The following is a 12,406-nucleotide window of genomic DNA, read 5'->3' on the forward strand; positions in this document are numbered from 1 at the left end:
CTTCCCGCGTATGCGGGAAGGCATCGCTGTTAGATCGCCCAGCCGACCTTCATGCCTTCCAGCACGGCTTCCTCGGCCGTGCGGGGTGTCAGACAGTCGCCGATGCTGTGAATCTCCGCAGCCAGGCCTTCCAGCTCGGCTTCCAAAGCATTGACGGCTTCATGGCCGAGCGAGGTCACCAGCGTGTCGATGCCGTCGATGATGATCGGCTCGCGGCCGGTAACATGGGCGAGATAGACGGTCTGGCCATCGACGCCGTAGAGATCGGCATAGGGGATGACCTCGATGCCGAGATCGTGCAGGACACCGGCCCAGTGGTCGCGGACATAGGCCTGGATACGCTGGCCCGGCATGTAGCCGTTAACGGCGAGGCGGACCTTGCAGCCGGCACGCGCCAGCTTCTCGGCGACGCCCATGCCGATCCAGTCACAGCGCCAGTCCGCCACCAGCACGGAACTGCCGACATTGGCCTCGTCGCGTAGCACCTGCCAGGCGTCGACGACATGCGCGGTTTCCGCGCCGGGCAATTCGGGATGGCGAGGCGTGGCACCGGTGGCGATGACAACCACGTCGGGACGCTCGCGCTCGACCAAAGCGCGATCGACCCTGATGTTCTTCACCACGGCGACGCCGGCAAGCTCCGCCTCGCGGGTCAGATTGGTGACGATACCGCCGAACTCCATGCGCCGGGGCAGCAATTGTGCCAGCAGGGCCTGGCCACCGAGCCGGCCCGAGGCCTCGTAGAGCGTAACGTCATGGCCGCGCGAGGCGGCGATGCTGGCGGCCTTGAGGCCGGCCGGGCCGCCGCCGGCCACCAGCACCTTCTTCACCGAGCTGGCAGGCAGCACCTTGCCATAACGCAACTCGCGCCCGGTCTCGGGGTGTTGAATGCAGGAAATGGGCACGCCGAGCTGGAAATGGCCGATGCAGGCCTGGTTGCAGGCGATACAGGCGCGGATGTCGTCGAAACGGCCCTGCTCGGCCTTCGAAGGCATGTCGGGGTCGCAGATCAGCGCCCGCGTCATGCCGACCATGTCGGCCTCGCCCTTGGCGATCAGTTGTTCGGCATCCTGGGGCTGGTTGACACGACCGGCATAGAAGACCGGGGTCTTGACCTTGCGCTTCACCGCTGCCGCCGATGGCGCACCATAGGCGCTGGAGAAGGCCATGGCGGGGGCGATATGCACGGCACCCCCGAAGCTGGCGGAGGAGCCGACCGTCAGGTTGAAATAGTCGAAGCTGCCATCGAGGGCGGTGAGCACCTCCGCCACCTCCTCGGCGGTAAGGCCGTTTAGATCGCTGTCCTCGGATGAAAAGCGCAGGCCGACGACGAAGTCGGGCCCCGTCCTGGCGCGAATGGCGGCAAGGCTCTCGCGGATGAAGCGCAGGCGATTGTCGAGCGAGCCGCCATAGGCATCCTCGCGCACATTGACGCGCGGATTGACGAATTGCGAGGGCAGGTAGCCGTGGCTGCCGACGATCTCCACGCCGTCGAGCCCGGCCTGTTCGAGCCGGCGCGCAGCCTCGCCATAGCCCTCGACGATCTCGCCGATCATCGTCGTGCTCATGGCGCGCGGCATGACGTGGAAGCGCTGGTTGGGCACGGCGGAGGGCGCGTAGGCGACGGGGGCGGTGCCCTCGGCCGTCTCCATGATCTCGCGGCCGGGATGGAAGAGCTGGCCGAACACCGCCGCCCCCTCGGCATGGCAGACCTCGGCGAGGCGGCGATAGCCGGGGATGCAGTCGTCGCTGGTTGCCATCAGGAGATGGGAGGTGTAGCGCGCCGTCTCGTGCACGCCGGCAACCTGCAGCACGATCAGGCCGACGCCACCCTGGGCGCGCGCCTGCTGATAGGCGATCAGCGCGTCATTGGGCACGAAGGCCGTGGGCAGCGTGGTGTCGTGCCCGGTGGACATGATGCGGTTCTTGATGCGCAGATTGCGGATCGTGAACGGCGAATAGAGGTGGGGGAGGGCGGCGGACTGGCTCACGGGGCCTCGCAGAAGCTGGACCCCTACTGGGTGCACGGGACCGATCCCGCAATCAACATGGCCGATTGTCGCGACGCGGACACTTCAACGCCGATGAGGTATTTCCCCGGTGCCCAGGCACTCGGGGATAGCTTCGGGGCGACTCAGAGATTGAAGTCGAAGCGATAGCTTGCCGATACGCCGATCGTGAACTGGTTCGGGGAGCCGCGCTCCTTGACCAGGGTCGATTTGGAGGCGGGACCGGTAAGACGGCTATATTCGGCAAAGGCGCTGGTGGTGATCTTGTCCGTGGTCTTCCAGGTGAGCGCACCGCCGACGCCAACCGACTTCAGGCCACCGCCGGGCGAATAGGGGCTGAGGCCGGAAGCGAGTGATTCCTGTAGATTCACGCCATAATAGGCGTCGAAATAGCTGCGCGTAGCCAAGGAGACACGGGGGCCGCCGGAAATACGCCAATCCGGTGCAATGTCATAGAAGGCGTCCGCCGCGATATCGGCGACCAGGCCGTGATGCGAACGGATGCCGTGCCGCAATTCGGCGCGCAAACGCAGCCACTCGACCGGATAGATGTCGGCGAAGATGCCGAGTTCGCCGCCCCAGCGTACCGGCTTGAGGCCCTTGAGATCGTCGTCGGTGGAACCGTCCTGCTTGAGCAGAAGCTTGCCGACGGGGCCGATGCGCAGGAAGCCATTGTCGAGAATGCCGAGGCCCGGATTGTCGTTGCGCGAACTGAAAGCGGTCCCCTTGCCCTGACGGGACAGCGAGATGATCGGCGAGGGCAGGAAGGTGAAATCCTTAGCGCCCTCATAGTTGGGGCCCATGGCGGCGGTCGCGCCGAGTTCCAGCGACCAGCCACCAGCGATGTAGTTGTCCCAAAATCCCGTCGGCGTATAGGAAGAGGACTGGGCCAGTGCCGGCGTCGCCAGAACGGCAAGAACCCCTGCCGCTGCGGCAGTCTTCAGGGAGGTACGCAACATCACTCTATTCCCATTTCCGGTCGCGGCAGGAACGACCGCGAACTTGGCCGCACAATGCCTTCGAGGTGACAACAAACAATGAATGCTGGCATGAATAATCAACGAATTCCCTAACGTCATGTTTTGGATGCCGAGGGCATCGTCAGTTTCGTGATGCCCGTTTTGATGGCATTCACTGAGTGGCGATGATCAGCCGGGAAAGGGTGCTATGAGCCGGCTGCGATTGATTATCGTCTCCGTTATAAACACGATGGCGATTTCATGGCCAGCAAAAATGGCAGGAGCCTGTTCATAATCTCTCCTTCAAAAGGGAGGCCTCGCGGTATAGGACAGGCCATATTTCCAATTTCGAAAGCCCGTCATGCCGCCTGTCGTCCGCTTTGCGCCGTCCCCCACCGGCTATATCCATATCGGCAATATCCGCACCGCCTTGCTGAATTGGTGCGTGGCCAAGCGCGCGGGCGGACGCTTCATCCTGCGCTATGACGATACCGACATGGCCCGCTCGCGCCAGGAATATGCGGATGCCATCGCGGTGGATCTTGCCTGGCTCGGCATGGTCCCGGACGTGAAGGCGCGCCAGTCCGAACGCATGGCGCTTTACGATGCCGCCGCCGGCCGCCTGCGTGAGGCCGGTCGACTCTATCCCTGCTACGAGACCGAGGAGGAACTTGAGCGCCGGCGCACGCTGCAGAAGGCTCGCGGCCTGCCGCCGGTCTATGACCGGGCGGCCCTGCGCTTGACCGCCGAGCAGAAGGCGGCTCTGGAGGCCGAGGGGCGGCGTCCGCATTGGCGCTTCCTGCTCAACCACCGCATCGTCGAATGGCAGGACGGCGTGCGCGGCCCCGCGCATGTCGACACCTCCTCCCTGTCCGACCCGGTGCTGATCCGTGCCGATGGCGGTTATCTCTACACGCTGCCATCCGTGGTCGATGACATCGATCTTGGCGTCAGCCACATCATCCGCGGCGAGGATCACGTCACCAACACCGCCGTGCAGATCGAGATCTTCGAAGCCCTGGGCGGCACGGTGCCGGAATTCGCCCACCACAATCTGCTTACCACGGTGAGCGGCGAGGGGCTGTCCAAGCGCAGCGGGGCGCTGTCGATCGGTTCGCTGCGCGAGGCCGGCTTCGAGCCGATGGCGGTAGCGAGCCTGGCGGTGCTGACCGGCACGGCCGAGGCCGTGCGCCCGATTGCGTCGCTGCAGGAGCTGGCCGCGCTGGTCGATCTTTCGCGCATCTCGCGGGCGCCGGCGCGCTTCGATCCGGCCGAGATCGAGACACTCAACGCCAAGCTGCTGCATGAGACGGCCTTTGCAGACGTCTCGCAGCGGCTGACGGCTCTCGGCGTCGATGGCGGCGAGGACTTCTGGCTCGCCGTGCGCTCCAATCTCGTCAGGCTGGCCGATGCGAAATTGTGGTGGGACGTGGTGACGGGGCCGGTCGCCGCGGGTGAGCAGGATCGGGAGTTCCTCGGCCGCGCCGCCGCGCTGTTGCCGAGCGGGCCCTGGGACGAGAACACCTGGGGCGCCTGGACGCAGGCCGTGAAGGAAGCCACCGGCGCGAAGGGCAAGGCCCTGTTCATGCCGTTGCGCCAGGCGCTGACCGGGCTCGATCATGGCCCCGAACTCAAGGCGCTGCTGCCGCTGATCGGCCGTGAGCGTGTATTGGCGCGGCTCGGGTGAGGCCAGAGTGTCGACTTCCACAACGCCATCAAGTGATGGAGCGAGGCCGACACTCCACTCTAGCGCCCGGCCGGATGCCTTCCCATATGGGGGCCGATGAGGAGACCCCGCATGTTGCGTAGAATCTGCTTCGGCCTCGCTGCGATCGGACTTGCCCTTGCAGTTCCCGTCGCTGCCCAGGCCCAGGAACCGGACCTGATCTTCCGCAAGTCGACGGTATGGAAATTCCTGACCCCGGACGACAAGCTCGCCGTCTACGGTATCGACGATCCCGATGTCGAAGGGGTCGCCTGTCACTTCACCGTGCCGGAGAAGGGTGGTCTCAAGGGTATGTTCGGGGTGGCCGAGGAGGTGTCGGACGTCTCGCTGGCCTGCCGCCAGGTCGGGCCGATCAAGTTCAAGGAGAAATTCGAGCAGGGCGCCTTGGTCTATCGCCAGTCCCGCTCCTTGTTCTTCAAGAAGATGCAGGTGGTGCGCGGCTGCGACGCCAAGCGCAACGTGCTGGTCTATCTGGTCTATACCGACAAACTGATCGAAGGATCTCCGAAGAACTCGACCTCGTCGGTGCCGGTAATGCCCTGGGCCGGCGAGCCGCCCCAGAAATGTGCGGATTTCGTCACGGACTGAGTGCAGGGCCCAGCAGGGCCACCGCCCGCATCCTCACTTCTCGCAAGGCTTCACTTCTCGCAGGTCTTCACTTTTCGCAAGTGATCACGACAGCGTGCGGCTGCGAGGCAGCAGCGACCTGCGTGGGCGCGTTGATGGCGCCAGTGATGTCGGTTTCGGTCTGCCGGCGGAAGGCGACCGCCTTGGCATAGCCATTGGCGACACACCATTCGCTGGCAATCGGCTGGCCGCAGGGGGCGCCGCTTTCCAGGCAGGTATCGACGCCGTAGCCATCATCGGCGCTGACGACGAAGGAAGCCACATTCTGGGCGGAGGCGGGGCTGGCGAAAGCCAGGCAAGCCGCGATGAAGGAGAGGGTACGCAGGTTCATCGAAATCACACATGTGAACGGGGTCTGCCCCGTCCGGATAGCGGAGCTTGCCTATCATCGCCGTGCGTTTTTAAACATCGGTAAATCTACGTGTTTAATTTTGGCGAAACTCTGTTGCCGGGCTGCATCAGTGCCGACATGCAAAGGCTCCACCTTTGTCGGCGTTTCAACGGGCGAGGGCCCACTTTGGTACTATGGGGCTTGTGCAGCCAGGGCGTGCAACGTTTCGACAAGACGATTATGGCTGATCCCGCGCCTTATTGTTTAGCGGCCATCGTCCCAATTCCTTAGCCAGGTGGACTTGCACTGGGGAGGCCGTTCCTGCTCTCCTTCAATATTCGGACTGCCCTCGAGCCGTCGTCTGAACGTTGTTAGGAAATCCCAAGTGCCGACTGACCATCCCCTGGTTTCTTCCATGGACCGCCCCATGCCAAACCAGGGAAGAAACGGTGACGCGCTCCCGGCACCGGTACTTGCGGCCACGCTGGAACCACGCGTCGAGGATAGGCCCATGGCCACCATGCCGCGCGTGGTCTTTCTCGACACGCTGCGCTTCATCGCCGCCGGGGCCGTGCTGTTTCAGCATGTGGCGGAAAAGGAAAGCGGGTTCGGCCAGTGGATCGTTGGTATGCTTTCGCCCGGTGTGTTCGGTGTCGTCCTGTTCTTCATCGTCAGCGGCTTCGTCATTCCCATGACGGCCGGACGCCGGTTCGACCTCAAAACGTTCATGATTCGGCGCGTGTTTCGTATCTATCCTCTGGTGTTCGCCGCCTTTGCGCTGATGGCACTCCTCGGCTATTGCACCGCTATTCCGGACTTTTCGGCGGTGAAGTCCGCCACGCTGGGTGACTGGCTCGCCAATCTCCTGCTGATACAGGACTATGTCGGCGCCACGCCGCTGCTGGGTGTGACATGGACCCTCAGCATCGAATTCGCCTGGTATGCGATCTTCGCCGTTGCACTGCTTAGCCTTGGACGGAAGTTCGACGACAAGCTGGCCATCGCCGCCCCGCTCGTGATGCTCGCCTTGGTCGGCATCTCGCTCGTGATCGGGCACCGCCTGCCGCTCGGACGGATCGGCATGATCTATGCCGCCATCCTGGGTTGCCGGGCGTTCCGCACCCAGGCCGGGGAATTGCCGCTGACGCGCCTTCTTGTCGATACGGGAGTCTTCGTCGTCATCATGGCGCTCTCGAACATCGTCTCCTTCGGCTATTTCAGCCATCCGAATATCACCATGAACCAGTCGCTGTTTCCCTGGCTGGTCGCGCCGATCGTGTTCGTGCTGGTCGCCGGCATTCCGAGCATCCGCCGCTCAGCGCTGGTCGACAATCGCATCACCGGATGGCTGGGCAGCGTCAGCTACTCGACCTATCTCCTGCATCCCTTCGCCATCGGCCTGGCGGGCGCCCTGGTGCCCTCCAGCCTCTTCGCCGTGGTGAGCGTGCTGTTTGCCCTGTTTTTCGCCGTGCTGGGCTATCGGCTGATCGAATTGCCAGGGCAGGCCTTGGGCAAACGGATCATTGCCCGAGCCGGATGAGCCCGGCTCCGGAACAAAGTGCGCTCGAGCCAGAATGCTTGTTTGCCCTCGCTCTATGGTTCGGCGCGCGTTTGCGATTCTACCCGTTACCGTCAATTCACAAAACGCGTTGGTCTGATGCGCGTCATCACCTGGTCGATCGAAGGACACGCCATCCTGTCGCTTGACAACGCCGCCCGCATGGCACATTGCTCCCCGCGATGACAAAGACGGCCATCCTTTCGCGGATTATTTGCAGCTAGCAGCAACGCTGGCTGGCGCCGTCATTCGCCCAAAATCTTGAGCGCAGGACGCCCCCGGCCAGCCGAGGTGGGGAACTCATGGTTTTACGGCTCTACGATACCCGTACGCGCTCCAAGGTCGATTTCACGCCGATCGATCCCGATCGGGTGCGTATGTATGTCTGCGGCCCGACCGTCTACGACTTTGCCCATATCGGCAATGCCCGCCCGATCATCGTCTTCGACCTGCTGTTCCGCCTGCTGCGCCACACCTATGGCGCCGAGCACGTCAGCTACGCGCGCAACATTACCGACGTCGACGACAAGATCAACGAGCGCGCGGCCGAGCGCGGCATCACCATCCGTGAATTGACCGACGGCACGCTCGCCCAGTTCCATCGGGACATCAGGGAACTCGGCGTACTGATGCCCGATCAGGTCAACCAGCCGGGGCAGCTGCCGCAGATGGTCGAGCCGCGGGCGACCGACCATATCGAGGAGATGAAGGCCATCGTCGAGCGCCTGGTGGCGCGCGGTGTCGCCTATGTCGCTGAAGAACATGTACTGTTCTCCGTCCATGCCATGGAGAAGCTCGCCAAGGTGCCGCGCTACGGCGCACTCGCCCGCCGCTCGCTCGACGAAATGCTGGCCGGTGCGCGGGTGGATGTTGCACCCTATAAGCGCGATGCCATGGATTTCGTGCTGTGGAAGCCCTCCCATGGCCGCCAGCCCGGCTGGCCCAGCCCCTCGGGCATCGCCACGCCCGGACGCCCCGGTTGGCATATCGAGTGCTCGGCGATGTCGATGGCGACGCTGCTCACCCCCTATGGCGGCGGCATCGGCTGCGACGACCCGGCCCGCAACGTCTTCGATATCCATGGCGGCGGCATCGATCTCGTCTTCCCGCACCATGAGAACGAGATCGCCCAGAGCTGCTGCGCCTTCGATACGCCGGTGATGGCCAATGTCTGGATGCATAACGGCTTCCTGCAGGTCGAGAGCGAGAAGATGTCCAAGAGCCTGGGCAACTTCATCACCATTCGCGAACTGCTCGGCAGCGACCGCTTCGGCGGGCGGGCCTGGCATGGCGACGTGCTGCGCCTGGCCATGCTGCGCACCCATTATCGCCAGCCGATCGACTGGACCCTGCAAGCCTTGACCGAGGCCCAGCAGACCCTGTTGCGCTGGTATGAGGAGGTGCCTGCGGGCGGAGGCGTCGATGCCGGTGTGATCGAGGCCCTGTCGGACGATCTCAACACGCCGGCCATGCTGGCCCGCCTGCACCAGATCACCGATCCGGCCGACAGGGCGGCGACGCTTGCCTTTCTGGGCTTCAGCAATGATGCGGCGGCCCTGAAGGGTGACACGCATGTCAGCGATGGGCTGAGGCGGGAGGTCGAGGCGCTTCTGGCTGCGCGCAAGGTTGCGCGTGCCGAGAAGAACTGGCCGGAATCCGATCGCATCCGCGACGAACTCGCCCGCTTGAACATCACCGTCAAGGACAACAAGGACGGTACTACCAGTTGGGAGGTCAAGCTCTGATGGCCAAGTCGACGTCGAATCCTGCTATGCCGAAACCTGGGCTGCGCCCGTTCCTGCCTGCCGACGCACCGATCCTGGCCGAGATTTTCCGAGCCAGTATCCAAGAGCTGACAGGTGAGGATTATTCCGAAGGCCAGCAGGAGGCCTGGGCCGAGGCGGCCGACGACGAGGAGGCCTGGGTGAAACGCCTTGCAGGCTGTCTGACCATCGTGGCAACGGTCGGCGGCTCGCCGGTCGGCTTCATCGGGCTGAAAGGCAAGGAACTGGTCGACCTGCTCTATGTCCATCCGGCGGTCGCCGGGCAGGGCGTGGCCTCGACGCTCTACGGCGCCATCGAACAGCTCGCCAAGGCGCGTGGCGCCGACCATCTGACGGTCGACGCCAGTGATACTGCCCGGGACTTTTTCCTCAAGCAGGGTTTCGTGCCCCAGCAGCGCAACACGGTGTCGCTTGGCGACGAGTGGCTCGGCAACACCACCATGAAGAAGGTGCTTTCGGCCCCGCCCGAGGCTGTCAGGCAATGACGCGCGATCGCCTCTATCTCTTCGACACCACTCTGCGTGACGGCGCCCAGACCACGGGAGTCGACTTCTCCCTCGCCGACAAGCAGGCGATCGCCGGGCTGCTCGACGATCTCGGTGTCGACTATATCGAGGGCGGCTATCCCGGCGCCAATCCGCTCGACACGCAGTTCTTCAGCCAGCCCAACGGCCTCAAGGCGAAGTTCACCGCCTTCGGGATGACCAAGAGGGCAGGGCGCTCGGCCGCCAACGACCCCGGTGTCGCAGGCCTGCTGGATGCGCAGGCGGACGCGATCTGCTTCGTGGCCAAGAGCTGGGACCATCAGGTGCGCATGGCCCTCGGCATCAGCCTGGAAGACAATCTCGATTCGATCCGCGATAGCGTCGCCACGGCCAAGGCACGTGGGCGCGAAGTGCTGCTCGACTGCGAGCATTTCTTCGACGGCTACAAGGCCAATCCCGATTATGCGCTCGCCTGCGCCCGTACGGCCCATGAGGCCGGCGCGCGCTGGGTGGTCCTGTGCGATACCAATGGCGGTAGCCTGCCACATGAGATCGAGCGCATCGTCGGCGAGGTCGTCAAGACGATCCCCGGCGGCCATCTCGGCATCCATGCCCATAACGACACCGAGCAGGCGGTCGCCAATTCGCTGGCGGCCGTCAGGGCGGGCGTGCGGCAGATCCAGGGCACGCTGAACGGTTTGGGCGAGCGCTGCGGCAATGCCAACCTCACCTCGCTGATCCCAACATTGCTGCTCAAGCCCGCCTATGCCGAGCGCTTTGAGATCGGGGTGGATGCGGCTGGGCTCGAGAACCTGACGCGCATCTCGCGCAAGCTCGACGAACTGCTCAACCGCATGCCCGACCATCATGCGCCCTATGTCGGCTCCTCGGCCTTTGCCACCAAGGCCGGCATCCATGCCTCGGCCGTGGTGAAGGATCCCTCGACCTATGAGCACGTGCCGCCGGAAAGCGTGGGCAACCGGCGCAAATTGCTGGTCTCGGACCAGGCCGGCAAATCCAACATCCTGGCCGAACTGGAACGCCTGGGGCTGGCCGTCGACAAGGATGATCCCCGTCTCTCCAGATTGCTTGGTGCACTGAAGGACAAGGAAGCGCAAGGCTATGCCTATGAGGGGGCGGATGCTTCTTTCTTCCTGCTGGCCAAGCGTATTCTCGGCAGCGTGCCGGAGTTCTTCTTCGTCGAGCGCTTCAGCGTCAATGTCGAGCGGCGCTGGAACGAGCGCGGCGAACTCGGCGTTTTCTCCGAGGCCATCGTCAAGGTCAAGGTCGGCGCCGATGAACTGATCTCGGCAGCGGAGGGACATGGCCCGGTCAATGCCCTCGACACGGCGCTGCGCAAGGATCTCGGCAAGTATCAGTCCGTCATCGAGGACCTGAAGCTGATCGACTACAAGGTCCGCGTCTTCCAAGGCGGTACCGATGCGGTGACGCGGGTGCTGATCGAATTCCAGGATGCCGCCGGCGATCGCTGGGCCACCGTGGGCGTCTCCGACAACATCATCGATGCCTCCTTCCAGGCGCTGGTTGATTCGATGACCTACAAGCTGCTCAAGGCTGGCGCGGAGGTTTGAGGATCGAGCCCGTTGCGGCGAGCGGGCTTTTCCTCAACGGCGGATCGCCTCGACATTGATGTCTATGCGCACGACGTCGCCGATCAGGGGGATGAAGGCCTTCATGCCATAATCCGTGCGACGGATGCTCGTGGTCGCGGTGAAGCCGGCCACCATGCGACTGCCGCGCAGCGGATCCGGCGCGATCTGGTTGAAGGTGGTCCGCAATGTCACGGGCCTGGATATCCCGAGCAGCGTCAGCTCTCCGCTGAGATCGGCGCTGCGCGGACCACGCCGCTTCACCTCTACGGTCCGAAAAGTGATCGTCTGATGGCGGGCGACGTCGAAGAACTGGCTCGACCTCAGATCCTCGTCGCGCGTCGGCACCCCCGTGTCGATGCTCGAAGCCTCGATCGTTGCCTCGACCAGGCTTTGCTCGGGATGTTCTTCATCGAGCGTGAGCATGCCCTTCAACTGGCGGAAGCTGCCCGTGACGGTGGAATAGCCGAGATGGTCGATATGGAAGATCGCCTGGGTATGCTCGGGATCGAGATCGTAGAGATCGCCTGCGAATACGAGAGGCGAAAGGCCGGCGCTGAAAAACAGTGCCGCCACAGTCACGTGGAAAGACCTCTTCATTGCATTGTCCATACTGCCAGGCCGCGAAACGCCGGAGCATGAACACCGCAGGGCGCAATCCTATTCGATCGCAGCCTCGCAATGCGAAGGTCAGAGCGTCTCGGGCGCGACGCTCATCGCCATTTCGGCCCGCGAGATCTTCTCGATCGCAGCCTTGACCATCGGCACGACCTCTTCTGGCGTGTTGGCCACCAAGACCTCCACCGCGGTCTCGGGACGAATGAAGCCTTCCTCGCGCATATGGTCGAGAATGTCGAGGAAGCGCGTCCAGAACCCGTCGATATTGACCAGCAGGATCGGCTTCTTGTGTTGGCCGAGTTGGGCCCAGGTCAACTGCTCGACCAGTTCCTCCAGCGTGCCAACGCCCCCCGGAAGGGCGACGAAGGCGTCAGCCCGCTCGAACATCAGGCGCTTGCGCTCATGCATGTCCTTGGTGACGATGAGTTCCTCGACCTCGGTGAGCATGCGCTCGCGGCGCTGCAGGAAGGTCGGGATGATGCCGGTGACCTGGCCGCCATTCTCGATGACGGCGCGGGCGACGGTGCCCATCAGGCCAACATTGCCGCCACCATAGACGAGGCGGATGCCGCCTTCAGCCATGTCCCGGCCGAGACGCTCGGCGCCGGCGACATAATCGGGGCGGGTGCCATTGCTGGAGCCACAATAGACGCAAATCGAACGAAGCTTTGTCATATCCCCGGTTTCGCACTGCGGCAT

General features: G+C 63.7%; 11 protein-coding genes. 6 read left to right on the forward strand and 5 right to left on the reverse strand.

Translation table 11 applies throughout. The features are described 5' to 3' along the window. Positions 1 to 29 precede the first annotated feature (29 nt). Together ACZYTC_RS04740 and ACZYTC_RS04745 are read right to left on the reverse strand one after the other, a co-directional pair. Positions 30 to 1,991: an oxidoreductase gene (locus ACZYTC_RS04740; RefSeq protein ID WP_488989031.1), complete on the reverse strand. Its 1,962-nt coding sequence runs from the start codon at positions 1,989 to 1,991 to the stop codon at positions 30 to 32. 143 nt (positions 1,992 to 2,134) lie between these two features. Beyond that, positions 2,135 to 2,968, reverse strand: a complete 834-nt coding sequence (locus ACZYTC_RS04745) for a MipA/OmpV family protein (RefSeq protein ID WP_434957158.1) — start codon at positions 2,966 to 2,968, stop codon at positions 2,135 to 2,137. 361 nt (positions 2,969 to 3,329) lie between these two features. Between ACZYTC_RS04745 and gltX the strand changes: the two genes are divergently transcribed. Further along, the gene (gltX, locus tag ACZYTC_RS04750) at positions 3,330 to 4,655 is read left to right on the forward strand and encodes a glutamate--tRNA ligase (RefSeq protein WP_488989032.1); all 1,326 of its coding nucleotides are present in this window, start codon (positions 3,330 to 3,332) and stop codon (positions 4,653 to 4,655) included. A 111-nt stretch (positions 4,656 to 4,766) separates the two neighbouring features. Further along, positions 4,767 to 5,282 carry a CreA family protein gene (locus ACZYTC_RS04755; protein WP_434957156.1) on the forward strand — a complete coding sequence of 172 codons (516 nt, stop codon included), beginning with the start codon at positions 4,767 to 4,769 and terminating at the stop codon, positions 5,280 to 5,282. A 67-nt stretch (positions 5,283 to 5,349) separates the two neighbouring features. On the opposite strand, the gene ACZYTC_RS04760 is transcribed toward ACZYTC_RS04755, so the two are convergent. Then, on the reverse strand, positions 5,350 to 5,652 hold the full coding sequence (locus ACZYTC_RS04760) for a hypothetical protein (RefSeq protein WP_434957155.1): 303 nt from the start codon (positions 5,650 to 5,652) through the stop codon (positions 5,350 to 5,352). 511 nt (positions 5,653 to 6,163) lie between these two features. Here ACZYTC_RS04760 and ACZYTC_RS04765 point away from each other — a divergent pair. From ACZYTC_RS04765 to cimA, 4 genes are all read left to right on the forward strand, one after another. After that, positions 6,164 to 7,192, forward strand: a complete 1,029-nt coding sequence (locus ACZYTC_RS04765; protein WP_434957154.1) for an acyltransferase family protein — start codon at positions 6,164 to 6,166, stop codon at positions 7,190 to 7,192. A 320-nt stretch (positions 7,193 to 7,512) separates the two neighbouring features. Continuing rightward, positions 7,513 to 8,955, forward strand: a complete 1,443-nt coding sequence (gene cysS, locus ACZYTC_RS04770) for a cysteine--tRNA ligase (protein ID WP_488989033.1) — start codon at positions 7,513 to 7,515, stop codon at positions 8,953 to 8,955. Between the two features lie 26 nt (positions 8,956 to 8,981). Continuing rightward, entirely contained in the window at positions 8,982 to 9,479 is a 498-nt protein-coding gene (locus ACZYTC_RS04775) for a GNAT family N-acetyltransferase (RefSeq protein ID WP_488989034.1), read from the forward strand. Next, positions 9,476 to 11,071 (forward strand): citramalate synthase, encoded by a 1,596-nt coding sequence (gene cimA / locus ACZYTC_RS04780; protein WP_441772387.1) that lies wholly within the window; start codon positions 9,476 to 9,478, stop codon positions 11,069 to 11,071. Before ACZYTC_RS04775 ends, cimA begins: the two co-directional genes overlap by 4 nt. A gap of 33 nt (positions 11,072 to 11,104) precedes the next feature. Here the strand turns inward: cimA and ACZYTC_RS04785 are convergent, their stop codons facing one another. Both ACZYTC_RS04785 and ACZYTC_RS04790 read right to left on the reverse strand, forming a co-directional pair. Further along, positions 11,105 to 11,689 carry a YceI family protein gene (locus ACZYTC_RS04785; protein WP_488989035.1) on the reverse strand — a complete coding sequence of 195 codons (585 nt, stop codon included), beginning with the start codon at positions 11,687 to 11,689 and terminating at the stop codon, positions 11,105 to 11,107. Positions 11,690 to 11,779: 90 nt separating this feature from the next. Further along, a complete protein-coding gene (locus ACZYTC_RS04790; RefSeq protein WP_434957149.1) occupies positions 11,780 to 12,382 on the reverse strand; it encodes an LOG family protein in 603 nt (200 codons plus the stop codon). Positions 12,383 to 12,406: the final 24 nt, after the last annotated feature.

The sequence above is a fragment of the Labrys sp. F242 genome, assembly GCF_057813875.1.

What these genes read in the sequence shown, in the direction of transcription:
- ACZYTC_RS04785 (WP_488989035.1), bottom strand. Translation starts at nt 11,689, where the DNA reads ATGAAGAGGTCTTTCCACGTGACTGTGGCGGCACTGTTTTTCAGCGCC.
- ACZYTC_RS04775 (WP_488989034.1), top strand. Translation starts at nt 8,982, where the DNA reads ATGCCGAAACCTGGGCTGCGCCCGTTCCTGCCTGCCGACGCACCGATC.
- ACZYTC_RS04790 (WP_434957149.1), bottom strand. Translation starts at nt 12,382, where the DNA reads ATGACAAAGCTTCGTTCGATTTGCGTCTATTGTGGCTCCAGCAATGGC.
- ACZYTC_RS04745 (WP_434957158.1), bottom strand. Translation starts at nt 2,968, where the DNA reads ATGTTGCGTACCTCCCTGAAGACTGCCGCAGCGGCAGGGGTTCTTGCC.
- gltX (WP_488989032.1), top strand. Translation starts at nt 3,330, where the DNA reads ATGCCGCCTGTCGTCCGCTTTGCGCCGTCCCCCACCGGCTATATCCAT.
- ACZYTC_RS04765 (WP_434957154.1), top strand. Translation starts at nt 6,164, where the DNA reads ATGGCCACCATGCCGCGCGTGGTCTTTCTCGACACGCTGCGCTTCATC.
- cimA (WP_441772387.1), top strand. Translation starts at nt 9,476, where the DNA reads ATGACGCGCGATCGCCTCTATCTCTTCGACACCACTCTGCGTGACGGC.
- cysS (WP_488989033.1), top strand. Translation starts at nt 7,513, where the DNA reads ATGGTTTTACGGCTCTACGATACCCGTACGCGCTCCAAGGTCGATTTC.
- ACZYTC_RS04760 (WP_434957155.1), bottom strand. Translation starts at nt 5,652, where the DNA reads ATGAACCTGCGTACCCTCTCCTTCATCGCGGCTTGCCTGGCTTTCGCC.
- ACZYTC_RS04755 (WP_434957156.1), top strand. Translation starts at nt 4,767, where the DNA reads ATGTTGCGTAGAATCTGCTTCGGCCTCGCTGCGATCGGACTTGCCCTT.